The sequence below is a fragment of the Peptoniphilus catoniae genome (assembly GCF_901447155.2).
In the GTDB taxonomy this organism is placed as follows: domain Bacteria; phylum Bacillota; class Clostridia; order Tissierellales; family Peptoniphilaceae; genus Peptoniphilus_E; species Peptoniphilus_E catoniae.
This window is the reverse complement of the sequence record NZ_LR588413.1, coordinates 440750-465268: the sequence shown is the minus strand read 5'-3', so window position 1 is coordinate 465268 and position 24519 is coordinate 440750. Positions and strand designations below refer to the sequence as shown.

The window sequence follows — 24519 nt, the reverse complement described above, 5'->3', positions numbered from 1 at the left end:
TTTAACAACAATTATATTATATGCTAAATTTGAAGTATAAACAAGATAATACGACAGAGAGGTGATAATATTAGTAGTTTAGAGAATATGCTTAAACGCAAAGAAGAAATTAAACTTGGCGGAGGATATAAAAGAATTGAAAAACAACATAGTAAAGGAAAATTAACAGCTAGAGAAAGATTAAATATTCTTTTTGATGAGGGTACGTTTCAAGAATATAACATTTTTATGAAACATAGGTGTCATGACTTTGGTATGGACGAAGTAGATGCACCATCAGAAGGTATTGTTACAGGGTATGGCCTTATAAACAATAGGCGAGCGTTTGCATACGCCCATGACTTTACAGTTTTGGGAGGAGCAATGGGAGAAATGCAGGGAATGAAAGTTAAAAGGCTTCAGGAACTTGCATTAGATGCACGAGCTCCGATAATAGGGCTGAACGATTCCGGAGGAGCCAGAATACAAGAAGGTCCAAGCACATCTTATGGAAATATTTTTTACAATAACGTTCAAGCATCAGGTGTTATTCCGCAAATATCAGCAATTATGGGGCCCTGTGCAGGAGGTGCAGTATATTCTCCGGCACTAACAGATTTTATTTTGTCTGTAGATAAAACAAGTATGTCCTTTATAACAGGACCTAAGGTAATTAAAAATGTTATAGGAGAAGAAATAGATTCAGAAACATTAGGAGGAGCCAGAACACATAATACAAAGTCTGGAGTTTCACATTTTTTTTGCAGAGATGATTATGATTGCATTGAAAAAATAAAGATTTTGCTAAGTTATCTTCCCTCAAATAATGATGAGAAACCTCCTGTATATGCCTGTAATGATAATCCTAATAGATATTGTGATTCCTTAAATACGTTTATAGATGAGAGTCTAAAAAAAGCATATGATATGAAATATATTATTAAAGAAATTGCGGATAATAATATATTTTTTGAAACGCAAGAAATGTTTGCACAAAATATAATTACAGGCTTTATCAGAATGGACGGAAAAAGTGTAGGAGTTGTAGCAAGTCAACCTAAGGTACTTGCCGGATGTATAGATATAAATGCATCAAATAAAGCTGCTAGATTCATTAGAACCTGTGATTGTTTTAATATTCCTCTATTATCGATAGTTGATGTTCCAGGATATTTACCAGGAGTGAATCAAGAGCATGGGGGAATAATTAGACATGGAGCAAAGATGCTTTATGCTTGGAGTGAAGCCACTGTTCCTAAGATAGTTATGATAGTTGGCAAGGTAGTTGGAGGAGCTAGACCTGCTATGTGTTCATGGGAGTTACACCCTGACTTTATATTTTCTTGGCCTACAGCACAAATGTATGTAGTTGGTGCAGAGAGTGCCGTTGATGTATGTAGAAAGAAAGAACTATCACTATCTGATGACCCCGAGGTTCTTAGAAGTAAATACATAGATGAATACAAAGAAGAATATATGAATCCATACAAGGCGGCAGAAACGGGAAAGATAGAGGATATAATCATACCGGCAGAATCTAGAAAAGTAATAATAGATGCCTTAGATACATTTAAGAATAAAAAAGTGATGACAATAAGAAAAAAACACGGCAATATACCACTATAAAGGAGAGTTGTTATGAATAATATCAAAACGAAAGGACCTTTGGAGGGAATTTTAGTTTTGGATTTAACTAATTACCTTTCCGGACCTTTTTGTACAATGATGTTGGCAGATTTGGGCGCAGAGGTAATAAAAATTGAAAGATTTGATAAACCAAAAGCAAGTGGACCATTTTTAAATGGAGAAAGAGTATATGATCTTTCTGTAAATAGAAGCAAAAAAAGCATGAATTTAAATTTAAAAACAGAGGTAGGAAAGGAGATATTTAAAGAACTTGTATCAAAGGCGGATATATTAGTTGAAAATTTTAAACCCGGCACCATGAATAAATTAGGTTTAGGATATGAAAGTTTAAAAGAAATAAATTCAAACCTTATATATTGTGCTATATCCGGGTTTGGCTACACAGGTCCCTATAAAAAAAGGGGAGCATTAGATATGGTGATACAAGGAATGAGTGGGCTAATGAGTCTAACAGGTGAACCTGAAGGAAGACCTGTTAAAGCTGGAACATCAGTAAGCGATATATTTTCCGGTTTGTTTGCATTCGGAGCAATAACTTCATCTCTATATAACAGAGAATTAAGTGGAGAAGGAGATTTTATAGATATAGCTATGCTGGATTGCACATTTGCTTGTTTAGAAAATGCTGTTATTAACACTTGTGTGTTTAACAAAAATCCTAAAAGAGTTGGAAACATGCATTCAACAAGTGTCCCGTTTCAAAGTTTTAAAACAAAAGATGGTGAAATAATAATAACATGTTCTAGAGATCCTGCCTTTTATAGACTATGTGATGCAATGAACAAGCCAGAATTGAAAAAAGATGAAAAATTTTCAAAAGCAGAAAGCAGGAGGGAGAATAGGTATCAACTTGAAAAAGTCATAACAGAATTTACTGAGAAACTTACTACAAAAGAGTGTGAGAAAATTTTAAATGACTTTGAAGTTCCTAATGGAGTAATAAACACAATGATGGATATATGCGAAGATCCACAGATTGAAGCAAGAAATATGATTGTTGAAGTAGATCATAAAGTTGCGGGAAAGTATAAAATGGCTGCAAATCCTATAAAATTTTTAAGAAAAAAATCAGATTTGTATTATCCTGCACCTGTCTTGGGAGAGGATACGTTTTATGTAATGAAAGAGAAACTTGGCTTAAGTGAGGATAAAATACAAAATTTAATTAATGAACAATTAGGAGGTATAAAATGAAAAAATCGATCTTAATAATGACATTATTTTTAGTATTATTTGGATGTAGTAAAGCATCAAATGTTGGAAATGGTAAAGAAAGTTCAAATAATTCTAGTGATACGGAATCTAAGTCTGCAACAACGGAGTTCGTTTCTATGGGAACGTCCTCATCAGGAGGTACTTTTAATACTTTAGGAGTTGCAATGTGTCAACTTTTTAATGACAATTTAAGCACCCAATTTTCAGCAGAAGTTACTGGAGGTTCAAGTGAAAACTGTATAAGAGTTGGAGCCAACGAAATACAAATAGCCTTTGCTGCGGCATCATCAGTATATGAAGCTACAAATGGAGTTGGAGCTTTTGACGGTAAAAAAGTAGAAGGTATAACAGCAGTTGCAAACTTATACCCTGCTATTATGCAATTTCCTGTATCAAAAAGTTCAGGAATAAAAAACATGGATGATATAGAAGGCAAAAAAATTAACATAGGACAAAGTGGAAGCGGTTCAGAATCTCAAGCAATTAATTTGCTAAAGAGTTATGAAATATCATTAGATAGCTTTCAACCTCAACATTTGTCACATGCTAATGCTGTAGAAGCACTAACCAATGATAAGATAGATGGATATATTATTTCAGGAAGTTTAGGTCAATCACATCAAATGACAGCTATGTCAAGTGGTAAATGCTACTTAGCTTCATTTGGGCCTCAGGAAAAAATGGACAAACTTATGAAAGATTACCCTTACTATGAACCATATACAATAAAATCAGGTACATATCCAAATCAAGATTATGATGTTGAAACAGTTGCGACAGGAACACTTTTAATAGCTAATGAAAACCTAGATGAAGAGTTAGTATATGAGTTTACAAAAACACTTTTTGAAAACTTAGAATCTTTAGCAAAAAATCAAAAAATAGCTGAAGAAATTTCTTTAGAGACAGCTACAAATACATCAGGCATAAAATTACATCCCGGAGCTGAAAGATATTATAAAGAAGTTGGAATTTTAAAGTAGGTTTATAAATTTATTAATGGGAGGCAAAAAATGGGAAATAAAATGAATATATTTTTAAAAAACAATAGCATAAATAAGAAAAAACTCCCAGATGATGATTCTGAAAACGTCCAATCACGTAGAGATTTAACAGGGATATATAAAAAAATACTTACAAGCGTCTGTCTGATATTAGCTGCGTTTCAACTTTATGCTGCCGGATCAGGACTTGTAGATGATTCAGTTGTTATGTCTGTACACCTTGGGTTTGTAATTTTTATAGTTTTCATGCTATTTCCTGCTACTAAGAATAGCAGTAGGGTAAAGCCGACTAAATTAGATTTAATATTAGGCATTCTCGGATTTTGCTCTGCTATGTACCCTGCCGTTTTTGCTAAAAAGATCCAATTGCAAATGGGAATACCCACTCAGGCGGACTTAATTGTTGGTGCAGTTGCAATATTGGCGGTGCTAGAGGTTTCCAGAAGGGCTTTAGGAAATGCTCTGCCAATAGTTGCACTAGCATTCATAGCCTTCGGGTATTTTGGAAATTATGTTCCAGGTGTATTTAAAAATGCCGGATTTAGCTTAAAACAGATAATAAAATTAATATTTTTAACTGATGAGGGTATATTTGGTACGGCTTTAAATACATCTGCTACATATGTTATATTGTTTATATTTTTTGGCGCTATAATGTCAGAAATTGGGATGTCTAAATTTTTAAATAATTTAGCATTGTCAGTGGCAGGAAGAAGTATAGGGGGACCAGCTAAAGTATCAGTAATATCAAGTGGTCTTATGGGAACAATAAGTGGATCAACATCAGGTAATGTAGCAACTACAGGAGTAATGACAATACCACTTATGAAGTCAGTAGGTTATGATCCTGAGTATGCAGGAGCGGTAGAATGCGTATCTTCAGCAGGAGGACAAATAATGCCACCTATAATGGGCGCCGCAGCATTTTTAATGGCACAATTTATAGGTGTAGAATATGGCGACATTGTTATATCTGCTATAATGCCTGCTTTATTATATTATTTTGGAGTTTGGATATCTGTAGGTCTTAGGGCAGAAAAAGAGGGATTAAGAACTCTGTCAAAAGATGAATTACCTGATTTGAAAGATACTATAAAAAATTATGGACATATGGCTATTCCGTTAATTGCATTAATATATTTTTTGGCCATAAAGAAGTACAGTCCAATTTTTTCAGGATGGTTAGGTATTCTTATTGCTGTTATTATAAGCTTTTTTAGGAAGTCAAGTAGGCTTAATATATTAAGATTTATACATGCAATGGAAAATGGAGTTAAGTCGGCTTTATCAGTTGCTACAGCCTGTGCTTGTGCGGGAATAGTAATAGGAATGATATCTTTGACCGGATTCGGTTTAGTATTTTCTATGAATATTTTCAAGCTATCTATGGGTGTCCTGATAGTTGCTTTGTTGCTATCTATGTTTGCATCTATAGTTTTAGGAATGGGATTACCTACAACAGCTTGTTACATAGTAACGTCTCTAACTTTAGCACCAGCGCTTATTAATATGGGGGTTGAAACTTTATCAGCACACTTCTTTGTGTTTTATTTTTCTATAATTTCAACTATCACACCACCTGTTGCTTTATCTGCTTATGTAGCCGCAGGATTGGCAAATTCAGATCCTTTTAAAACTGGAATAAAAGCCTTTAGGTTAGCAATAGGAGGATTTATTTTACCATTTATGTTTATATATAAACCTGAACTTTTAGTTCATGGTTTTGAGGGAACTAAAATATTTTATAGTTGCGTTATAGCATTAATTGGGATGTATACCGTTTCAGTTGCTAATGAAGGTTATTTTAAAGGAAAGTTAAGTAAGGTTGAAAGAGTTGTATTGGCTGCTTGTGTATTTGGACTATTGATTTTTAATTGGAAGGGAGATATAGTAGGTCTTCCGGTAATATTTGCTATTTTCTTAAAGCAATATTATAGGCATAGAAAATTTAAAAAAGAGAATGTCTAAGAAAATTTAAAATGAATTGTATTGATATTAATTTATAATTTAAAAAATCATAAATTGGAATAAACTAATTACCTTATTCCGGTTTATGATTTTTTATATTCGCTATTTATATTAAATTTTAGGGCAAAGGTATCTGTATCTTTTAATAGAAGCCTTACCATATTCAATTGCCTTAACCGGGCAGGATGATATACATGCCATACAATGGGTACAGAATCCTTGCCATAGGGGTTTATCATCTTCTAGTTTAATATTATTAAGAGGACAGATTTTTTCGCATTTGCCACAGGCTATACAGGAGTCTTTAGCATAGAATTTTTTATCTTTAACAATAAAGGCATAGAAAAGATCGTGAACAAGACTACTTTTAAATTTACCAAAAGAACCGGCTTTGTTTTCCGGAATCATCTCACCCTTCTCTATATAGTCTGCCATAAGGTCAATGGTTTTTTCAGAGGAGTCGATTATACTAAGGGATTCTTCTTTAGATGGGGTTTTAAAAAGGGCTATGTAGTTTTCCGGCATAATTATTTTTCCTGTGCCTTTATAGTTGAAGCTCTTGCTTTTACAAATACTCTTGTTGTATCCGGAAGCGTTTCCTATATCATCGCCACAGTTCATAATAAAGTAAGCATCTTTTTTTGAATTAGGGAGCTTTTCTATAAAGTCTTTAACTATGTTGGGTATTCTCCAACTGTAGGTTGGACTTACGAGAATTAATTTATCAAAATCGGGAATTTGTTTAGAGGATCCTGATTTTAAAAATTCGTTTATAGAAAAGGTTTCTTCCTTTAATATCTCCGAAAGTCTTTTTGCTATATATTTACTGTTATTTGTTCCTGAAAAATAAAAAATCATAAAATCACCAACTAGATTATATCATATCTTTTTTGCCTGAATTAAAAATATAAAGATGGGTAAGTAATTAAAGAATTAAGAGGTGAAAAAGTGAAAATAGATAAATTATTAAATATTAAATACCCTATTATTCAAGGTGGCATGGCTTATATCTCCACCTCTGCTTTAGCAGCTGCTGTATCAAATGCAGGAGGACTTGGACAGGTTGCCACAGGAGGCTTTTCTCCTGATGAAATCAGAAGGGAAATTAGAAAGACAAAAGAGCTCACAGATAAACCCTTTGGAGTAAATGTAGTTCTTATGCATCCTGATGTAGATGAAATAATAGATATAGTAATAGATGAGGGAGTAAAGATAATAACTTGTGGAGCAGGCAACCCCGCCCCTTATTTTAAAAAATGGCTTGAGGCGGACTTAATTGTGATTCCTATAATTGCTAGTGTAAAAATGGCTAAAAAGGTTGAGGCCTTAGGTGCAAAGGCCTGTGCATTTGAAGGGGCAGAAGCGGGTGGACACATAGGATATTTAAATACCTTTCCTGAACTTCCTGCAATAGTTGATTCTGTAAATATCCCTGTAATAGCTGCCGGGGGAGTTTATACAGGAAGGCATATCTTTGCTGCAGAGGTTCTTGGAGCAAGTGGTGTACAAATAGGCACGAGACTTCTTGTAGCAAAAGAAACTCCTACAGTAGAAGCTTATAAGAAAGCTTTAATTAATGCAGATGATACCGATTCAATAGTAACAGGGATAACTACAAAGATGCCTTCTAGAGTTTTTAAAAACAAACTTGCCCAAAGATTAAATGAAATAGAAACAAGTCAAGGGGATATGGAAGAATTTTTTAATCTTGCAGAGGGTTCAGGTAAAAGAGCGGTAGAAGGAGATATTGAAGGCGGTTCTATTTTTTGCGGTCAAGGTCTTTTCTACTTGAATAGGATTGAAGGTGTAAAGGAAATTTTAGATAATTTAATGAAAGAATACAAAAGCATAAGGGGAAATTTTAAAAATTAGAAGCTGCACAGGCAGCTTTTTAATTTGTTTAAATAACTTTATAAAAAATATACATGCTATAATTAGCTTGGAGGTAAGTAGATGAATAGATATATTTTTAATGCTGTAAAAAAAGTGAAGGATCAAGTGAGTTTTTCCATGCCCGGCAACAAGTCAAATACTAGTTTTGATTTTGACTTTAAGTATGATGTTACTGAAACTATAGGTACAGATAACTTACTTAATCCCATGGATGCAATATTAAAATCCCAGGAAGAAATAGCCCGTGTATATGGAGTAAAAAGCTCCTATTATATACCTAACGGTTCAACAGGAGCTTTACATGTAGCCCTAAGTATTTTAACAAAACCGGGAGATGAAATAATTTTGCAAAGAAACTCCCATGTTTCGGTTTATAATTCCATGATTTTAAATAGTCTTAAACCCCACTACATTTATCCTAACTACAATAAAGAATCAAATCTTCTTACAGGAATCAATATAGATGAACTTGAAAAACTTCTTAAAAATAATAGGATTAAGGCTGTAGTTTTATCAAGTCCCAACTATTTTGGAATTTGTTTAAGGTTAAAGGAAATTTCTGAGCTTGTCCATAAGTATAAGGCTTATTTAATTGTAGATGAGGCTCACGGGGCCCATCTTAAATTTTCACCCTATGAGGCTTATTCTGCTGTTAATTTTGCAGATATTATTGTACATTCCACCCACAAGACCTTGCCAAGTCTGACACAAACGGCCCTTATGCACATAAATTGTGATATAGATCAAAGACAAGTTCTAAGATCAATGAAGATGTTTTTGTCAACATCACCTTCCTATATTTTAATGCTCTCTTCAGAGTACGGTGTGGATTTTATGGATAAAAATGGCAGAGATATTTTAAGTAAACAAGTAGCTTTAATAGAAAAAATGGAAGCTTCTCTTCCTGAGGTTAACTTTTTCAAAAAAGACGATAAGGACTTAACTATAGGAGAGGTTGACAAAACTAAAATACTTTTTTCTCTAAAGGGCATGAAAGGCTATAATATTGTTAAAAATATGTTTTTAAGTTATAATATAAGACTAGAAATGGGAGATCTTAATTACGCTTTGGCACTAAGCTCCGTATGCAATAAGGAGTCTGATTTTCTTAAGCTTAGAGATGCTTTAAAGGATCTTTCTTTAAGGGAAGATGACTATGTTCCTATGACTGAAGTTGAAATGAGTCGCCCTAAGATTATTCTAAACCCTAGAGAGGCTTTTTACAGACAAAGGGAAAGCATAGATATTAAGGAAGCTGAAGGCAGGGTTTGTGCAAACTTTGTATCAGCCTATCCGCCTGGAGTTCCATTAATAACCCCGGGAGAGGAAATTACAGGACAGATTATAAGTCGGCTTTATGATTACCACAAGGCAGGTATTGAAATAATAGGAGTAGACAAGGGATATGTTGAGGTTTTAAAATGAGAGGTTTATTCATTACCTTTGAGGGTCCGGACGGTTGTGGCAAGTCCACTACTGCAGAGGCCATTTATGAAAAACTGAAAAATGAATATGATATAATAAGGACAAGGGAACCGGGAGGAACTGCCATTTCGGAAAAAATCAGGTCCCTTATTTTGGATAATGCAAACTCAAATATGTCTTACAGAACAGAAGCCTTGTTATATGCAGCGTCTCGTGCTCAACACTTAGAGGAAAAGATAATACCTGCAGTAAATTCAGGCAAAATCGTTTTATGTGAAAGGTTTGTCCTTTCATCAATTGCCTATCAAGGCTATGGCAGAGGAATTGGTGTTAAGGATATAGAAATTATAAATAATTTTGCAACGGGAGGATTTGAGCCTGACATTACCTTTCTTTTTGATACTAAGGGTAAGTCCACTCTTGAGAGAAAGCTTTTGGACAATCCTGACAGACTTGAAAACTCAGGTGAAGATTTCCATTTAAAGGTTAGACAAGCCTATAAAAAACTTGCGGAAAATCCTAAGTATACTGTAATTGATGCAAGTCGTAGTGAGAAAGAAGTTTTTTTAGAATGTTTGGAAATTTTATATAAGAGGCTGGAGGTAGTAAGATGAAGCTTATAATAGCCATCGTACAAGATGTAGACACTGAAAACCTTGTTGAAGAAATAACTTCCAAGGGCTATAGAGTCACTAAAATCAGCAGCACAGGAGGATTTTTAAAAAGCGGCAACTCAACTCTTGTATCAGGAGTTGAAGATGACCAGGTTGATAAATATCTAAGTATTATCAAAAATAATTGCAAGACACGTGAGGTTACAAAAACTATTCAGACTATAAACATTCCGGGACAAGCTATGATCCCCATGCCTATTCAAGTTAAGGTTGGGGGAGCCAATGCTTTTGTAATGAATGTTGAAGATTTTAAAAGATATTAGGTGAATAAAATGAAAATGATAATTGCCATAGTGCAGGACAAGTTTATTGACGAGCTTATGGATAGATTTTTAGATGAAGAAATTTATGTTACTAAAATTTCAACTACAGGAGGATTTTTAAAAGGCGGCAATACAACCTTACTTCTAGGCTGTGAAGATAATAAGCTTGAAGATATAGACAAAATATTCAAGGAAATTACCAAAACTGAAAAATTTAAAAACGACAAGGGCGAATTTCATATTTCAGGGGCTACGGTATTTGTCCTTGATGTGGAAAAGAGTCTTAGAGTTTAATGTTAATTGATTTTATAGGCAATAAGCCTGTTTTAGATCAACTTGAAGCAAATATAAGTTCCGGGGAGCTTTCCCATGGCTATCTTTTTATAGGAAGCGAGGGACTTGGAAAGTTTACTGCGGCAAAGGCCTTTGCTGCAAGACTCCTTGAACCGGACAGGGATGACTTTATTCCAAGAGATAATTACGAAAATCAGAATTTAAGAATAATAAGAAGTGAAAATTTAATAAAGAAGGAGCAAATTGAAGATCTTGTAAGAGACTCAAAGCTTAAACCCTATAGCGGAAACTACAAGATTTATATAATTGACGGATTTGACAAGGTAACTGTAAGCGGTCAAAATGCCATGCTTAAAATGTTTGAAGAGCCTGAAGATTATTTAAAGATTATACTTATAAGTTCATCCTTGGAAAATATTTTACCTACTGTTATTTCTAGATCCAGACTTATTAAATTTAAAGATATAACAGATAAAGAGATTGAAAATTTTTTAATTAACAGAGAAGGGCTTAGTCGAAATAATGGAGCGCTTTTTGCAAGACTTGCTACAGGTTCTATGAAAAAAGCCATGAGGTTTGCAAAGGATCCAAGTTATCTTCTTCTTAGAGATAGGAGTATAGAGGTTTTGGATAGGCTTTTAAATATGGGAGGCTATCCCTTTAGAGATATGGATTTTTTTAAGGATAGTGAATCCCTAGATGATATTTTTGAATTTTTTATAGTTTTTTTAAGAGACCTTGCCTTTTATAAAAAAGGTTTGGAAGATGAGATAATTAACACAGACAAGGTTGAATTTTTAAAAAAACAGACTATTTCTGTAAAAAGAGCTATAGAAATTTCGGAAAAAATCCTCCAAACTCAAAGATTATTAAAAGAAAACACTAATTTCGATCTTGCTATAGAGGACTTACTTATATATATTGGAGGCGTTGTATGATAGATATAGTTGGGGTTAGATTCAAAAAATCTAAAAAGACTTATTATTTTGATCCCAATTCATTAAATATAGAGATAGGAAATAACGTAATAGTAGAAACCGTAAGAGGTCAGGAATTCGGTACAGTAGTTTTAAAAAAACAGGTTGAAGAGGAAGGTATTTTAAATGAACTTAAACCTGTCTTAAGGCTTGCTACTCAAGAAGATGAAATAAAAAACATAGATAACAGAAACAAGGCAAGAGAGGCCCTTATAATTTGTGAAAAAGAATGTGAAAAGTATAATCTTGACATGAAACTTATAGATTGCGAGTATACCTTTGACAATTCAAAACTTCTCTTTTATTTTACGGCAGAGGGAAGAATTGACTTTAGAGAACTGGTAAGGGACTTAGCCTCAATATTTAAAACAAGAATAGAGCTTCGTCAAATAGGCATAAGAGATGAAGCTAAAATAATAGGAGGTTTAGGCTGTTGCGGAAGGGCGACCTGCTGCTCTACATTTTTAAACTCTTTTACTCCTGTTTCAATAAAAATGGCAAAGGATCAGGGACTTTCCCTAAATCCTTCTAAAATATCCGGTATTTGCGGAAGACTTATGTGCTGCTTAAAGTATGAGCAGGACGGATATGAGTGTGTCCTTAAAAGAATGCCCCGAATTGGTGAAATAGTTGAAACGGAAAGAGGAAAGGCAACAGTAGTATCAACTTATACTATTCAAGAGCTGGTAAAGGTAATTTATACTAATGAAGATGATTCAGAGTATGCTACTTACAATCTTGAAGAAATAAAGAGAACTCATAAGTTTAATAAAAACTATGAGGAAATGAAATCTGAATTAAAAGATGAAGAGGTTGGAATTGAAGACCTTAAAGATCTTGAAGGGGAGTGATGGTGAAAGTTTTTGCTTTCACCTTTAATTATGAAAATAAATAATATTTTAATAAAAATTCAAGCTAAGATTAAGCTTTTAGCAGGGAAAATTTTTGGAAGGCCCTCAAGGGGTAAGGTTCTTCTTACAAGCATTATGGCAATTTTTATAAGCTTAAATTACTATTACTATATTGCCGATAGAGGAATCTATTCTCCTTTGGCTCTATTGGGATCGGCCTTTATAACCTTTTTACTTCTAACTATAGCCTTTGGCATTCTTGATAAGCTTATTTTAATTTTATCTCGAATGGACAGAAAAAATCTTATAATGTTTTTAAGCTTATATTATATTTTTTATAAACTGTTGGAAGATTTAGCTGAAGATGCTTTTTTAGATGATTTATACATATACTTATTTGCCCTTGTAGCAGATTTAATTTTAATTATATTTGTAAAAAGTCTTTTGGGACTCTTTAGAAATAAGAAAAAACTTTCTATTTTATTTTTAATTCCATCAGGAGCCCTTATAGCCTTTGCAGTATTTTTTTTAATTACCGCCGGAGATAATGAAGAGCTTAAAAATTTAAAAATAGATAATTCAGATAAAATATCCATGGATTCAAAAATAAATTTCTCTTCAGGAAGCTTGGACTATGAGCTTGATAAGAGTGTATCCCTTTTATCTTATGTAAATTATTCCGGAAGGACTAAAAAGGTTAGGGATTTTTACTTTAAAAGAGGTCTTAACAAAGTGCCTTTAAGGGGAAGAATTTGGTATCCAAAGGGAGAAGAAAACTCTCCTGTAGTTTTTATGATTCATGGCAATCACAGATTCACTACAGAAAACTATTTAGGCTATGACTACTTGGGCAAATATCTTGCCAGAAGAGGAATAGCTTTTGTATCAGTTGATGAAAATATGTTAAACGGATTTTCAAAATTCGGCTTAGGGAACGAAAATGATGCAAGGGCCATTCTTTTACTTGAAAATATAAAAGCCCTGTTGGAAGAAAGTTCAAATAAAAACTCACAATACTACAAGCTTTTTGATAAAGACAACATTGTTCTTGCAGGTCATTCAAGAGGAGGAGAGGCTGTAGCAATTGCCGGAGTGTTAAATAAGCTTAAACTTAATCCTGATACGGGAAAGGAAATGAACTATAATTTTAATATTAAGGGAATAGTATCTATTGCTCCGACAGTAGATCAATATAATCCCTCAGGCAAGGATATCAAGCTAAAGGATATTAATTTTTTAACTGTTCATGGCAGTCACGATAAAGACGTTCAAGGTTTTTCCGGCATGAAGATCTATGACAATACTGAACTTACAAGTCCTGATAAGTTTAAAGCAGCTATTTATATGGGCTTTGCCAATCATGGGCAATTTAACGAGCTTTGGGGTAAATGGGACTCAGATCCACCGGAATCCTTCTTTATAAATACTTCCGCCTTAATGGCAGAAGAAGATCAGGAAGAGGCACTTTCAAAAATTTTATACGCCTTTTTAGAAGACAGTTTTAATATAAGAAACAGCAGAGACTTTTTCAAGGACACTGACAAATATGCCTTACCTGATACAGTTTACTTCACAAGATATTCAGACGGGAGCTTTGTTCCCCTGGTAGACTATGAAGATGATTTTGACCTTTTAACCTTTAACTACGGGTCCTGTAGCTACCAGGGATTTAACAAGGTAAAGGAAGATACAGTAAATATAGGTTCAAAGGAACTATATAATACCGCCTTACATTTGTCCTATTACAATGAAGCTGACTACGAACTTGTTTTTGATGACTTTTTACCTACAAAAGATTATCTTCAATTTGATTTAATGGTTAAAAATGAGAACTTTGACAATATAGATATGGATGTGGAACTAAGGGATTCCTACGGCATAGCTTCAAGGGTTAAGCTTTCTGATTATAAAACCCTTAAAGCTCCTGTTAAGGTTGAACATTCAAAGCTTCAAAAATTTACAGATGAATACGATTATAAGTCTTCCTTCGAAACAATAAGAATACCCTTAGAAGACTTCGGTAAGGAAATAAATAAATCTGAAATTAAATATCTTGATTTTATCTTTAAGTCCGGTAACAACAAAGTAGTTATCGACAATATAGGTTATAGCGATTAAGTTTATTAAATAAATTTACGGGTAATAATACTAAGGATAGAAATTTAAGGAGAAGATGTTATGGTTAAAACATTACTGATCAATCAACTTAATACTCTTGATTCAGGAGACAATCGAAATATCTTCTTCCTTATTGGAAGTATGGATAAAGTAGCGGATATTTTACTTGACAACTTTAATACTGTTAAGTCGAAATATTACGGTAAAAGCACTTTAATATATAATGGCATGAGCTTAAATATTTCAACAGATGAAATACCGGAGGTTGTAAAAAAATTAGTAGAGTTAGGGTTGGATATCTATGGGATATATGAGCTTTATGAACCTAAGTAAAGGAGAGATTTAAAATGGGAAATTTAATGAAAAAAATGAACGAACAATTTAATCTTGAATTGGAAAGTGGATATTTGTATCTTGCTATGTCAGCGCATTTAAAAGAAAGAGATATGGAAGGATTTGCACACTTTATGTTTAAGCAAGCTCATGAAGAGTTTGAACATGCTATGAAGTTCTATAACTTCCTTTTTGAAGTTGACGAAAAAGTTGAATATACAGGAATTAAAAAGCCTGAGTTTAAGGCTGAAAGCTTTACAGATGTATTTAAACAAGCTCTTGAGCACGAAAAATTTATTTCAAAAAGCATTAGAGAGCTTTATAAATTAGCTGAAGAAGAAAAGAATTATGAAGCTCTTGAATTTTTAGGCTGGTTTATCGACGAGCAAGTTGAAGAAGAAGATAACTTTAGAGGAATTGTTACAAGATTTGAAAGAATTAACGAATCTTGGAACGGCTTGTATATCTTTGATGCAGAGCTTGGAAAAAGAGAATAAAAAAGAGCTTAAGGGGAGGTTTAACCTCCTCTTTTTTGTTGCCTATAAGCTATGGTATACTTATGCTTGAGAATTGTAGCTAAAGCTATTATTTCTCATAGAGTATTATTAAATCAATTAATCCTTATGAGGAGTAGTTAATGAAATTATTTAGAGAATTTATAAAGTATGCAGGTCTTAATATATTAGGCATGGTAAGTATAGCCCTTTATATTTTTGCAGATACTTTTTTTGTAGCAAAGGCTCTTGGAAGCGACGGACTTGCAGCTCTTAACTTTTCAATATCGGTTTTTCCTTTTATATCGGCAGTAAGTCTTATGCTTGGAATAGGAGGAAGCTCAATTTATGTTATAAATCTCTCCAGAGGTAATATAGAAAAGGCCAACAGGGCTTTCACATCCGCTATAAGAATGGGAATGATTTTCGCCTTTATAATAGCATTTATTGGGGCGGTATTTTCAAGACAAATTGCATCAGGCCTTGGAGCATCAGGACACATACTTGAAATGGCAGCTATCTACATTAAATACATGATGATTTTTGCACCTGCCTATAGCTTAAATCATATTGTTCACTCCTTTGTAAGAAGTGATAACAGTCCAAGACTTGCCATGATTGCCATGGTGGTTTCATCAATTTCCAATGTAGTTTTGGACTATGTCTTTATGTTTATTTTCCATTGGGGAATTTTCGGTGCCGTAATAGCAACCTGCCTGGCTCCTTTAATATCTTTAGCTATACTTGTCTTTCACGCCTTTAACCAGGAAAGGCAACTGTCCTATATAAGAAGCTACAAAAAATATTATGACAGATCAATTATAAGTATGGGCTTTCCTACCTTTGTAACAGACCTTGCTTCAGCAATTAGTTTAATAGTATTTAACTATGTAACCTTGGGTCTTGCAGGTAATATAGGAGTTGCTTCCTATGCTGTAATAGCCAACCTGGCCATGGTTGTAACCTGTATTTATACGGGACTCGGTAGAGGAGTTCAGCCCTTATCGGGAAGGGAGTACGCCCTAGGCAACAGAAAAAATTTAAATAAACTTATAAGCTATGCTCTTATTTCATCTCTTGTAGTTACAATTTGCATATATACCTTCTCATACCTTAAGGCTGAATATATAGTTGGATTTTTTAATGAAGAGGGTAATAAGGACATAACTCTTCTTGCCGCAAGGGGAATAAGAATTTATTTTATAGGATTTTTCTTTGCTGGACTTAACATAGGAATAACCGAGCTTTTAGTATCAATGGAAGAATCCAGATCCGCCTTTATTGTTTCCCTTTTAAGGGGAGTGGTACTTATAATACCAGCAGTAATATTTTTAAGCAGCAAGTTCGGTATTGACGGCACCTGGGCATCTTATCCCGTAACGGAATTTTTATCTTTTCTTCTTGCCGGCTACTTAATTTATAGAAGGGAAAGAAAAATAAAGAGATGAATTAAATATTGCATAATAGAAAAAACTATGATATAGTTATACATTTACTTTTATTTCCTATTTTGTTATACTATATATGTGGGCTATCAGGAGGGATAAAATGTATAAAATAGGGGATAGAGTAGTATACCCCATGCACGGGGCAGGGGTTATAGTAGGCATTGAAGACAAAAAAATTTTAGGAAAAATAAAAAAGTATTACATAATGAAAATGCCTATTAAGGAAATGAAAGTAATGGTCCCGGTTGATAATGTTGCTGAAATCGGATTAAGAGACATTTTAGGAACAGAAGATATGGACGAGGTTCTTAAAATATTGTCAGGGGAAGATAATGTTAAGATGCCTACAAACTGGAATAGAAGATACAGATTTAATATGGACAGAATAAAAACGGGAAATATTAAAGAAATAGCTAGAGTTGTAAGATTTCTTGAAAGAATTGATCAGGAAAAATCCCTTTCAACAGGGGAAAGAAAAATGCTTACAGGAGCAAAGCAGATAATTATATCTGAAATGTCACTTGTATACGATAAGGACGTCGATGAAATCACAAAGATGGTAGAAGACGCCGTATTTAACGTATAAATTTAAAAAAGGAGGTTATAGTTATTGATAAGGATAAAAAAATAGTAAATTTAATTTTCAGATTTTTATTTACTATTATAGGAGCAGGGCTGGGAGTAGTATTTGTTACTTTTTTTAGAAGCTTGAGTTTTGCGAATAAATTTACGCAAAATGTATTAATGGCGATTTCACTTTTTGTAATTGCCCTATTTGCACTTATATTTTATATTATATCTCCAAAAGCTTTCAGCTCACTTGAATCTTTGTTAAAAAGGTGGGAGGAAGAACTTAAAACCAGGTCTTTTACTGAGGTTTTAATGGGCTCTATAGGACTGGTAATAGGTCTTATAATAGCTTTCTTAATATCTCAACCACTACTTGCAATACCCATCCCGTATGTAGGTGCGGCCTTGTCCGCAATTCTGTATGGTATGTTCGGGTACTTGGGAGTTAAAATCGCAATAAAAAACAGAGAGGATATTAGCGGAAAATTTAGAGAAATAGTTGCAGGAAAGGGTCAGGTTACAAAGGAAAAGCTAAAGCCCATAAAGAGTCCCGGAGTTGCGAAAGTTCTTGATACTTCAGTTATAATTGACGGAAGAATTAAAGAAATATGCGCCTCAGGATTTTTAGAGGGTCCTTTAATACTTCCTATTTTCGTCTTGGAAGAGCTCCAACACATTGCAGATTCCTCAGATGCCTTAAAAAGAAACAGAGGTAGAAGGGGACTGGATATTATCAAGGAGATGCAGGATGATAATGATACTGAGGTAATACTTTATGATGCCAAATATGACAGTATTAAAGAGGTGGATTCAAAACTTTTAGCCCTTACAAAAGATTTAAATGGAAAGATTGTAACAAATGATTATAATTTAAATAAGGTTGCCAAGGTACAAAATATTAGTGTACTTAATATTAATGAACTTGCAAATTCAGTAAAACCCGTGTATTTACCGGGAGAAGAAATGAAGGTTGACATAGTAAAACAGGGCAAGGAGCACAATCAAGGTCTTGGCTACCTGGATGACGGCACTATGATTGTAGTTGAGCAGGGCAAGAATTATCTTGGTCAAACAGTAGATGTAACTGTAACATCAGTTTTACAAACATCAGCCGGAAAAATGATATTCGCTAGACTTAATTAAGGGGGAAATAATGGAGCAAAACATTTATCTTGACAAGGAACGCATTAACGAAGCGAAATCCTTAGTAAAAAGCCTTGGTGAATCTCTTTGACTTACCTGCTTTAAGGAGTAAGGTAGAGGAGCTTAACAAAAAGCAGTTGGATCCGAATTTTTGGGAAGACAGCGATAAGGCTCAAGGCGTAATTAGAGAGCAGAATTTTTATCAAAGAAAACTTGAAAAATATGATGCCTTAACAAAAAAAATAGATGAGGCACAAGATTTAATAGATCTTATGGAACTTGAAGATGATTTTAGTTTTTATGAAGACTTTAAGAAAGAATTGGAAAAAATTGAAAAATTATCTTCAGAATTTAAACTTGAGATCCTATTAAATGGAGAATATGATAACAATAATGCCGTCCTTTCAATTCATGCAGGGGCAGGAGGCACAGAGGCTCAGGACTGGGCGAGTATGCTTTTAAGAATGTATACAAGATATGCTGAAAAGCACGGATTTAAGGTTGAAACCCTTGATTTTCAAAAGGAAGAGGAAGCAGGTATCAAGTCTGTAACTCTTTTAATAGAGGGAGATAATGCCTATGGCTATTTAAAAGGAGAAAAGGGAGTACATAGACTTGTAAGAATATCGCCCTTTGATTCCAATAAAAGAAGGCACACCTCTTTTTCATCAGTAGATGTTTACCCTGAATTTGATGACGATTCTGATGTTGAAATTAAGGAAGAGGATATAAGAATTGATACATACAGATCCTCAGGAGCCGGAGGTCAGCACGTAAACACCACAGACTCCGCTGTAAGAATTACTCATATACCTACAGGGATAGTGGTGCAATGCCAAAATGAAAGAAGTCAAATTCAAAACAGGGAAAAGGCAATGAATATGCTTAAATCAAAGCTTGTAGCCTTGGCTGAAGAAGAAAAGAAGGAAAAAATAGAAGATTTACAAGGAAATTATTCACAAATTGCTTGGGGTTCACAAATCAGATCCTATGTATTTCAACCCTATACCATGGTTAAAGATCACAGAACTGACACTGAGGTAGGGGATGTAAACAGGGTAATGGATGGAGATTTAGATGACTTTGTAAATGACTATTTGCAAATGAAGGCGACATCATAAGGAGAGTAAAATGATACTTGCTACAACAAATGTAATTGAAGGTAGAGAGGTTTCCGAATATTTAGGCTTAGTTTTCGGAGAAGCAGTAAACGGAATTAACATAATTAAAGATATAGGAGCAGGCTTTAGAAACATAGTAGGTGGCAGAAGCTCTGGATATGAGAATGAAATGATTGAATCCAGAAATGACTGTATTAATGAAATGATTACAAGAGCAAAAAACATGGGAGCAGACGCCGTAATAGGCATACATTTCGACTTTCAATCCTTAGGTCAGGGCAATATGTTGCTTTTAAATGTGTCAGGAACTGCTGTTAAATTGAAATAAAATATTTAAAGGTGCATTTGTTCAGATGCACCTTTTTTGCTGTATAATCTTAATAAATACCCCAAGGAGGTAATTATGGATAGAGATGTAATTATAGCCCTGGACTTTGAATCAGGGGAAAAGATGATAGAATTTATAGATAAGTTTAATAGAAAACTTTTTGTGAAGGTAGGTATGGAACTTTTTTATAAGGAAGGCCCTGAAATTATAAAAGAGCTTAAAAAAAGAGGGCATAAAATATTTTTGGATTTGAAGCTTCACGACATACCCAATACAGTTATAAGGGCAACTAAATCCCTTTTAGATTTAGATGTGGATATAATTAATTATCACATTGCTGGGGGTTCAAAGATGCTTAAGGAAGCATCAGACCAGGTAAAAAAATCCGGAAAGGATATCCTTACCTTGGGTATAACTATGCTTACATCAAGTTCTGAGGAAATGATTCATAAGGAAATTTTAATAGATGAGAATCACAGCCTTGAAGAAACTGTAATATCCTATGCTAAACTTGCAAAAGAAAGCGGCCTTAGTGGAGTTGTTTGTTCAGCTCTTGAAGTAAGGGGAATAAAAAAGGAGCTTGGAGAAGATTTTATTTGTGTTACTCCGGGTATAAGACTTCCTTCATCAAAAAAGGATGATCAGACAAGGGTAGTAAGTCCCGGCGGTGCAAGGGAGCTTGGCAGTGACTACATAGTTGTAGGAAGGCCCATTACCCAAGCTGAAGATCCCCTTAAAGCCTACGAAAAAATAAGAAAAATGTTTTTAGGAGAAGAATAAAATGAAAGAAATTGCAAAAATATTACTTGATATTGAAGCTGTAAGCCTATCACCTAAGAAGCCTTTTACCTGGGCATCAGGAATAAAATCTCCCATATATTGCGACAACAGACTAATCCTTTCTTATCCTGAGCAAAGGGAGATAGTTGAAGATGCCATGGTTAAACTTATTAGAGAAAAATTTCCTGAGGTTGAATATATAATGGCAACTGCTACCGCCGGCATACCTCATGGTGCTATTATAGCTCAAAAAATGAATCTGCCTATGGGATTTGTAAGGACATCTAAAAAGGATCATGGAAAGAATAATCAAATAGAAGGCAAGTTAATTAAGGGAGCTAAGGTGGTTGTAATAGAGGATTTATTTTCTACAGGAGGGTCTTCCATTGATGTTGCCAAAGCACTGATGGAAGCAGGTTATAAGGTTATGGGAATAGTTTCAATTTTTACCTATAATTTGAAAAAAGCTGAAGAAAATTTTAAATCTAATAATATAGACCACTATTCATTGGCAAACTTTGATGAGCTTGCAGAAGTTGCAGCAGAGCATAATTATATAGAGGTATCTGAAATAGAAAAGATAAAAAAATGGAAGCTTGACCCCTATAATGAAGACTGGATGAAATAGACTTTAGATTTTTGTTGAAAAGAAATTTAACCTGTACTAAACTATAGATTTGGAATATGAGTTTATAATCAATAGAGGAAAAGGTCTATGATAGAATTAGAAAAAGTAAATTTTAAATATAACAGTGAATCGGAAAACTATATTATAAAGGATTTGAATCTTAAAATTAATAAGGGAGAGTTTGTTGCAATTTTAGGTCATAACGGAAGCGGAAAGTCTACACTTGCAAGGCTTTTAAATGGACTTTTACTTCCAAACTCAGGCAAAGTTCTTGTAGATGGAATGGACACTGCAGATGAAGAGACTATTTGGGAGCTTAGGTCTAATACAGGAATGGTTTTCCAAAACCCTGACAACCAAATAGTAGCCACAATAGTTGAGGAGGATGTAGCCTTCGGTCCTGAAAACTTAGGAGTTCCGTCTGATGAAATAAAGCAAAGAGTAAAACAGGCCCTTGATGCTGTAGAAATGGGGGAATTTTCAAAATCCGCTCCCCATATGCTATCAGGAGGTCAAAAGCAAAGAATTGCCATAGCCGGAATCCTTGCTATGAAGCCTGAGTATATTATTTTAGATGAACCTACAGCCATGCTTGACCCTGAAGGACGTAAAGAGGTTATAAGCACTATAAAAGACTTAAATAAAAAAGAAAACAAAACCATTATTTTAATTACTCATTATATGGATGAAGCAGCTGAGGCCGATCGCATAATAGTTATGGAAAAGGGAGAGATTGCCATAGATGACAATCCTAGAGAGGTTTTTTCTCAAGTTGATAAAATAAAGGAAATCGGTCTTGATGTTCCTCAAGTTACAGAGCTTGCATGGGAATTATCTAAGTCAGGTTATAATCTTAATCACAAGGTACTTAATATAGATGAATTGGTTGGTGAAATATGGCCCTTATTGAACTAAAAGATGTAAGTTATGTTTACGGAAAAGGCACAGCTTTCGAAAAAACCGCTTTAAAGGATATAAATTTAACTATAGAAAAGGGAGAATTTATAGGACTTATAGGCCATACAGGATCTGGAAAGTCCACTTTGGTTCAGCAACTTAACGGACTTTTAAGTCCACATACAGGTAGCGTTTTAATTAAAGGTAAGGATATTTCTAAAATGGGCTCTGAATTAAGAAAGGTAAGACAAAAAATAGGACTTGTTTTCCAATATCCGGAGTACCAGCTTTTTGAAGAAACTATATCAAAAGACATAGCCTTCGGACCAAGAAACCAGGGCCTAAATGAAGAAGATATAAATGAAAGGGTAAAAGAGGCTATGGAATCTGTAGGCCTTAGCTATGAAAAGTATAAGGATAAATCTCCCTTTAATTTATCAGGAGGACAAAAAAGAAGAGTTGCCATAGCCGGAGTACTAGCCATGAAGCCTGAGGTACTTATACTTGATGAGCCTACAGCAGGACTTGACCCTGAGGGTAGGGAAGAAATTCTTGGAGAGATAAAGGAAATCTATAAAAAGGGAGATATCACTATAGTAATAGTATCTCACTCAATGGAGGATATGGCTAAAATTGCCGAGAGAATTATAGTAATGAAAAAAGGCGAAATTTTTATGGACGATAAACCTAAAAATATTTTTGCCAGAGAAGAGGAGCTTTTAGAAATAGGCTTGGGAGTTCCCCAAGTAACAAGATTTATGAAAAGATTAAAGGATAAGGGTCTTCCGGTAGATGGGATATGTATAACAGTTGAGGAAGCGAAAGCACAATTAGAGGAAATTTTAAGAGGTAAAAAAGATGTTTAAAGATATTACCATAGGACAATACTATCCCTCCGACTCCAAGGTTCACAGCTTGGATCCTAGAGTAAAAATAATAGTGGCATTTATTTTTATAATAAGTTTATTTTTTATAAGCTCTTATCTACCCTATTTATTTGTACTTCTGTATCTAATTTTTATAATAAAGCTTTCAAATGTGCCTGTAGGCTATGTTGTAAAAGGATTAAAGCCGTTAAAATGGATAATCATTTTAACCTTTGTTATTAACGTTTTGTTTATACCGGGAGAGGAAATTTTTAGATATGGAATAATTTCAGTAACAAAAGAGGGACTTAATACAGCTTTGTTAATGGCGATAAGACTTTCACTTTTAGTAATGGGTACAAGCCTTTTAACCCTTACTACATCACCTATAGAAATGACTGACGGAATAGAAGAGCTTTTAAAGCCCTTTAAAAAAATCGGAGTTCCTTCTCATGAAATTGCTATGATGATGACAATAGCCCTAAGATTTATTCCAACACTTATAGAAGAAACAGATAAGATTATGAAAGCGCAAATGTCAAGGGGAGCAGATTTTGAATCAGGAAATATGATTAAAAGAGCAAAAAACTTAGTACCTTTATTGGTTCCCTTGTTTATAACCTCCTTTAGAAGAGCCGATGAGCTTGCTATAGCTATGGAATCAAGGTGCTATAGAGGTGGAGAAGGAAGGACCAAGTTTAAACAATTAAAGCTTGAAAAGACAGATTACGGTGCTCTGGCCTTTAATAGCATATTTTTTGCCTGTATAATTTTTTCAAAATATCTAGGAAATTTAATATGAATATAAAACTTATTATAAGCTACAAAGGAACAAACTATTACGGCTATCAGATTCAACCTAATGTTAAAACCGTGGAAGGTTGCCTGAAGGCAGCTATAGAAAAAACTGTAAAGCATAAGGTAAAGTTAATGAGTGCAGGTAGAACCGATACAGGTGTTCACGCTGCAGGCCAGGTGGTAAACTTTTTTTCAAATACAAGTATCGATATAGGAAATTTGCCTAAGGTAATTAATTTTCATCTACCTGATGATATATCCGTTATCGGGGCGGAGTATGTCAATGATGACTTTCACTCAAGATTTTCAGCTAAAGGCAAACACTATAGGTATTATATCTATAGGGGCAAGTATAGAAATGCCCTCTATGAAAATATGATGCACTACCCCTATCCCTTGGATATAAATAAAATGGAGGAATCCTTTAAGTGCCTAATAGGAGAGCATGATTTCAAAAGTTTTATGGGAAGGCACGCCATAGTAAAAGATACAATAAGAGAAATTTATAATATCTCCATTACAGACAATGGAGATATTGTTTATGTTGACTTTTTTGGCAAAAGCTTTTTAAAAAATATGATTAGAATAATTATAGGAACAAGTATTCAAATAGGATCAGGTAAATTTAATAAGGATCATATGGAAAAGGTTCTAAAAAGTAAAAATAGAAAGAAAGCAGGACCTACAGCTCCCAGTAAGGGGCTTTATCTAATGGAAATTTATTATGATTAAAAGGTTACAATATGGTAAAAATAGCGGTTTTGTATTGTATAATTTAAAGACTTGAATTACACTTAAGTAAGTG

Annotated in this window: 26 protein-coding genes; 25 read left to right on the top strand and 1 reads right to left on the bottom strand. The window is 34.0% G+C overall.

What is annotated here, in order from left to right:
- Positions 1-87 precede the first annotated feature (87 nt).
- The 4 genes from PEPCATONIAE_RS02405 to PEPCATONIAE_RS02390 are packed head-to-tail and all read left to right on the top strand — an operon-like array spanning position 88 to position 5813.
- Complete coding sequence (locus PEPCATONIAE_RS02405) at positions 88-1605, top strand: acyl-CoA carboxylase subunit beta (RefSeq protein WP_138159390.1); 1518 nt, start codon at positions 88-90, stop codon at positions 1603-1605.
- A gap of 12 nt (positions 1606-1617) precedes the next feature.
- The gene (locus PEPCATONIAE_RS02400) at positions 1618-2820 is read left to right on the top strand and encodes a CaiB/BaiF CoA transferase family protein (RefSeq protein WP_138159389.1); all 1203 of its coding nucleotides are present in this window, start codon (positions 1618-1620) and stop codon (positions 2818-2820) included.
- Complete coding sequence (locus tag PEPCATONIAE_RS02395) at positions 2817-3824, top strand: TAXI family TRAP transporter solute-binding subunit (RefSeq protein ID WP_138159388.1); 1008 nt, start codon at positions 2817-2819, stop codon at positions 3822-3824. The genes PEPCATONIAE_RS02400 and PEPCATONIAE_RS02395 overlap by 4 nt, the downstream gene beginning before the upstream one ends.
- A 30-nt stretch (positions 3825-3854) precedes the next feature.
- A complete protein-coding gene (locus PEPCATONIAE_RS02390; RefSeq protein ID WP_218975502.1) occupies positions 3855-5813 on the top strand; it encodes a TRAP transporter permease in 1959 nt (652 codons plus the stop codon).
- Positions 5814-5924: 111 nt separating this feature from the next.
- On the opposite strand, the gene PEPCATONIAE_RS02385 is transcribed toward PEPCATONIAE_RS02390, so the two are convergent.
- On the bottom strand, positions 5925-6671 hold the full coding sequence (locus PEPCATONIAE_RS02385) for an EFR1 family ferrodoxin (RefSeq protein WP_138159387.1): 747 nt from the start codon (positions 6669-6671) through the stop codon (positions 5925-5927).
- 90 nt (positions 6672-6761) lie between these two features.
- Between PEPCATONIAE_RS02385 and PEPCATONIAE_RS02380 the strand changes: the two genes are divergently transcribed.
- The 21 genes from PEPCATONIAE_RS02380 to truA all read left to right on the top strand — a co-directional run bounded on the left by PEPCATONIAE_RS02380 (position 6762) and on the right by truA (position 24446).
- Complete coding sequence (locus tag PEPCATONIAE_RS02380; protein WP_138159386.1) at positions 6762-7685, top strand: NAD(P)H-dependent flavin oxidoreductase; 924 nt, start codon at positions 6762-6764, stop codon at positions 7683-7685.
- Positions 7686-7766: 81 nt separating this feature from the next.
- Positions 7767-9131 (top strand): aminotransferase class I/II-fold pyridoxal phosphate-dependent enzyme, encoded by a 1365-nt coding sequence (locus PEPCATONIAE_RS02375; protein ID WP_138159385.1) that lies wholly within the window; start codon positions 7767-7769, stop codon positions 9129-9131.
- Positions 9128-9745: a dTMP kinase gene (gene tmk / locus PEPCATONIAE_RS02370; RefSeq protein WP_138159384.1), complete on the top strand. Its 618-nt coding sequence runs from the start codon at positions 9128-9130 to the stop codon at positions 9743-9745. Before PEPCATONIAE_RS02375 ends, tmk begins: the two co-directional genes overlap by 4 nt.
- Complete coding sequence (locus tag PEPCATONIAE_RS02365) at positions 9742-10068, top strand: cyclic-di-AMP receptor (protein ID WP_138159383.1); 327 nt, start codon at positions 9742-9744, stop codon at positions 10066-10068. Before tmk ends, PEPCATONIAE_RS02365 begins: the two co-directional genes overlap by 4 nt.
- A 9-nt stretch (positions 10069-10077) precedes the next feature.
- The gene (locus tag PEPCATONIAE_RS02360; protein ID WP_138159382.1) at positions 10078-10362 is read left to right on the top strand and encodes a cyclic-di-AMP receptor; all 285 of its coding nucleotides are present in this window, start codon (positions 10078-10080) and stop codon (positions 10360-10362) included.
- On the top strand, positions 10362-11300 hold the full coding sequence (locus tag PEPCATONIAE_RS02355; RefSeq protein WP_138159381.1) for a DNA polymerase III subunit: 939 nt from the start codon (positions 10362-10364) through the stop codon (positions 11298-11300). The genes PEPCATONIAE_RS02360 and PEPCATONIAE_RS02355 overlap by 1 nt, the downstream gene beginning before the upstream one ends.
- Positions 11297-12190 carry a PSP1 domain-containing protein gene (locus tag PEPCATONIAE_RS02350; RefSeq protein ID WP_138159380.1) on the top strand — a complete coding sequence of 298 codons (894 nt, stop codon included), beginning with the start codon at positions 11297-11299 and terminating at the stop codon, positions 12188-12190. The genes PEPCATONIAE_RS02355 and PEPCATONIAE_RS02350 overlap by 4 nt, the downstream gene beginning before the upstream one ends.
- A 12-nt stretch (positions 12191-12202) precedes the next feature.
- The gene (locus tag PEPCATONIAE_RS02345; RefSeq protein ID WP_138159379.1) at positions 12203-14308 is read left to right on the top strand and encodes an alpha/beta hydrolase; all 2106 of its coding nucleotides are present in this window, start codon (positions 12203-12205) and stop codon (positions 14306-14308) included.
- A gap of 60 nt (positions 14309-14368) precedes the next feature.
- Entirely contained in the window at positions 14369-14641 is a 273-nt protein-coding gene (locus tag PEPCATONIAE_RS02340; RefSeq protein ID WP_138159378.1) for a hypothetical protein, read from the top strand.
- 14 nt (positions 14642-14655) lie between these two features.
- Positions 14656-15138: a ferritin gene (locus tag PEPCATONIAE_RS02335; RefSeq protein ID WP_138159377.1), complete on the top strand. Its 483-nt coding sequence runs from the start codon at positions 14656-14658 to the stop codon at positions 15136-15138.
- Positions 15139-15278: 140 nt separating this feature from the next.
- On the top strand, positions 15279-16583 hold the full coding sequence (locus PEPCATONIAE_RS02330; protein ID WP_138159376.1) for an MATE family efflux transporter: 1305 nt from the start codon (positions 15279-15281) through the stop codon (positions 16581-16583).
- 100 nt (positions 16584-16683) lie between these two features.
- A complete protein-coding gene (locus tag PEPCATONIAE_RS02325; RefSeq protein ID WP_138159375.1) occupies positions 16684-17169 on the top strand; it encodes a CarD family transcriptional regulator in 486 nt (161 codons plus the stop codon).
- 158 nt (positions 17170-17327) lie between these two features.
- Positions 17328-18296: a PIN/TRAM domain-containing protein gene (locus PEPCATONIAE_RS02320; RefSeq protein WP_246060408.1), complete on the top strand. Its 969-nt coding sequence runs from the start codon at positions 17328-17330 to the stop codon at positions 18294-18296.
- 10 nt (positions 18297-18306) lie between these two features.
- A protein-coding gene (prfB, locus tag PEPCATONIAE_RS02315) for a peptide chain release factor 2 (RefSeq protein ID WP_180339339.1) occupies positions 18307-19417 on the top strand; the annotation gives its coding sequence in 2 pieces (ribosomal slippage) (positions 18307-18384 and positions 18386-19417; 1110 coding nt in all).
- 10 nt (positions 19418-19427) lie between these two features.
- Positions 19428-19745 (top strand): YbjQ family protein, encoded by a 318-nt coding sequence (locus PEPCATONIAE_RS02310; protein ID WP_138159372.1) that lies wholly within the window; start codon positions 19428-19430, stop codon positions 19743-19745.
- A 75-nt stretch (positions 19746-19820) separates the two neighbouring features.
- Positions 19821-20525 (top strand): orotidine-5'-phosphate decarboxylase, encoded by a 705-nt coding sequence (gene pyrF, locus PEPCATONIAE_RS02305; RefSeq protein ID WP_138159371.1) that lies wholly within the window; start codon positions 19821-19823, stop codon positions 20523-20525.
- A gap of 1 nt (position 20526) precedes the next feature.
- Positions 20527-21153, top strand: a complete 627-nt coding sequence (gene pyrE / locus PEPCATONIAE_RS02300; protein WP_138159370.1) for an orotate phosphoribosyltransferase — start codon at positions 20527-20529, stop codon at positions 21151-21153.
- 87 nt (positions 21154-21240) lie between these two features.
- A complete protein-coding gene (locus PEPCATONIAE_RS02295) occupies positions 21241-22068 on the top strand; it encodes an energy-coupling factor transporter ATPase (protein ID WP_138159369.1) in 828 nt (275 codons plus the stop codon).
- Positions 22050-22916 carry an energy-coupling factor transporter ATPase gene (locus tag PEPCATONIAE_RS02290; protein WP_138159368.1) on the top strand — a complete coding sequence of 289 codons (867 nt, stop codon included), beginning with the start codon at positions 22050-22052 and terminating at the stop codon, positions 22914-22916. Before PEPCATONIAE_RS02295 ends, PEPCATONIAE_RS02290 begins: the two co-directional genes overlap by 19 nt.
- Positions 22909-23718 carry an energy-coupling factor transporter transmembrane component T family protein gene (locus PEPCATONIAE_RS02285; protein WP_138159367.1) on the top strand — a complete coding sequence of 270 codons (810 nt, stop codon included), beginning with the start codon at positions 22909-22911 and terminating at the stop codon, positions 23716-23718. Before PEPCATONIAE_RS02290 ends, PEPCATONIAE_RS02285 begins: the two co-directional genes overlap by 8 nt.
- Complete coding sequence (gene truA, locus PEPCATONIAE_RS02280; protein WP_138159366.1) at positions 23715-24446, top strand: tRNA pseudouridine(38-40) synthase TruA; 732 nt, start codon at positions 23715-23717, stop codon at positions 24444-24446. The genes PEPCATONIAE_RS02285 and truA overlap by 4 nt, the downstream gene beginning before the upstream one ends.
- Positions 24447-24519 lie beyond the last annotated feature (73 nt).

What these genes read in the sequence shown, in the direction of transcription:
- PEPCATONIAE_RS02405 (WP_138159390.1), top strand. Translation starts at nt 88, where the DNA reads ATGCTTAAACGCAAAGAAGAAATTAAACTTGGCGGAGGATATAAAAGA.
- PEPCATONIAE_RS02400 (WP_138159389.1), top strand. Translation starts at nt 1,618, where the DNA reads ATGAATAATATCAAAACGAAAGGACCTTTGGAGGGAATTTTAGTTTTG.
- PEPCATONIAE_RS02395 (WP_138159388.1), top strand. Translation starts at nt 2,817, where the DNA reads ATGAAAAAATCGATCTTAATAATGACATTATTTTTAGTATTATTTGGA.
- PEPCATONIAE_RS02390 (WP_218975502.1), top strand. Translation starts at nt 3,855, where the DNA reads ATGGGAAATAAAATGAATATATTTTTAAAAAACAATAGCATAAATAAG.
- PEPCATONIAE_RS02385 (WP_138159387.1), bottom strand. Translation starts at nt 6,671, where the DNA reads ATGATTTTTTATTTTTCAGGAACAAATAACAGTAAATATATAGCAAAA.
- PEPCATONIAE_RS02375 (WP_138159385.1), top strand. Translation starts at nt 7,767, where the DNA reads ATGAATAGATATATTTTTAATGCTGTAAAAAAAGTGAAGGATCAAGTG.
- tmk (WP_138159384.1), top strand. Translation starts at nt 9,128, where the DNA reads ATGAGAGGTTTATTCATTACCTTTGAGGGTCCGGACGGTTGTGGCAAG.
- PEPCATONIAE_RS02365 (WP_138159383.1), top strand. Translation starts at nt 9,742, where the DNA reads ATGAAGCTTATAATAGCCATCGTACAAGATGTAGACACTGAAAACCTT.
- PEPCATONIAE_RS02360 (WP_138159382.1), top strand. Translation starts at nt 10,078, where the DNA reads ATGAAAATGATAATTGCCATAGTGCAGGACAAGTTTATTGACGAGCTT.
- PEPCATONIAE_RS02355 (WP_138159381.1), top strand. Translation starts at nt 10,362, where the DNA reads ATGTTAATTGATTTTATAGGCAATAAGCCTGTTTTAGATCAACTTGAA.
- PEPCATONIAE_RS02350 (WP_138159380.1), top strand. Translation starts at nt 11,297, where the DNA reads ATGATAGATATAGTTGGGGTTAGATTCAAAAAATCTAAAAAGACTTAT.
- PEPCATONIAE_RS02340 (WP_138159378.1), top strand. Translation starts at nt 14,369, where the DNA reads ATGGTTAAAACATTACTGATCAATCAACTTAATACTCTTGATTCAGGA.
- PEPCATONIAE_RS02335 (WP_138159377.1), top strand. Translation starts at nt 14,656, where the DNA reads ATGGGAAATTTAATGAAAAAAATGAACGAACAATTTAATCTTGAATTG.
- PEPCATONIAE_RS02330 (WP_138159376.1), top strand. Translation starts at nt 15,279, where the DNA reads ATGAAATTATTTAGAGAATTTATAAAGTATGCAGGTCTTAATATATTA.
- PEPCATONIAE_RS02325 (WP_138159375.1), top strand. Translation starts at nt 16,684, where the DNA reads ATGTATAAAATAGGGGATAGAGTAGTATACCCCATGCACGGGGCAGGG.
- PEPCATONIAE_RS02320 (WP_246060408.1), top strand. Translation starts at nt 17,328, where the DNA reads ATGGCGATTTCACTTTTTGTAATTGCCCTATTTGCACTTATATTTTAT.
- PEPCATONIAE_RS02310 (WP_138159372.1), top strand. Translation starts at nt 19,428, where the DNA reads ATGATACTTGCTACAACAAATGTAATTGAAGGTAGAGAGGTTTCCGAA.
- pyrF (WP_138159371.1), top strand. Translation starts at nt 19,821, where the DNA reads ATGGATAGAGATGTAATTATAGCCCTGGACTTTGAATCAGGGGAAAAG.
- pyrE (WP_138159370.1), top strand. Translation starts at nt 20,527, where the DNA reads ATGAAAGAAATTGCAAAAATATTACTTGATATTGAAGCTGTAAGCCTA.
- PEPCATONIAE_RS02295 (WP_138159369.1), top strand. Translation starts at nt 21,241, where the DNA reads ATGATAGAATTAGAAAAAGTAAATTTTAAATATAACAGTGAATCGGAA.
- PEPCATONIAE_RS02290 (WP_138159368.1), top strand. Translation starts at nt 22,050, where the DNA reads ATGGCCCTTATTGAACTAAAAGATGTAAGTTATGTTTACGGAAAAGGC.
- PEPCATONIAE_RS02285 (WP_138159367.1), top strand. Translation starts at nt 22,909, where the DNA reads ATGTTTAAAGATATTACCATAGGACAATACTATCCCTCCGACTCCAAG.
- truA (WP_138159366.1), top strand. Translation starts at nt 23,715, where the DNA reads ATGAATATAAAACTTATTATAAGCTACAAAGGAACAAACTATTACGGC.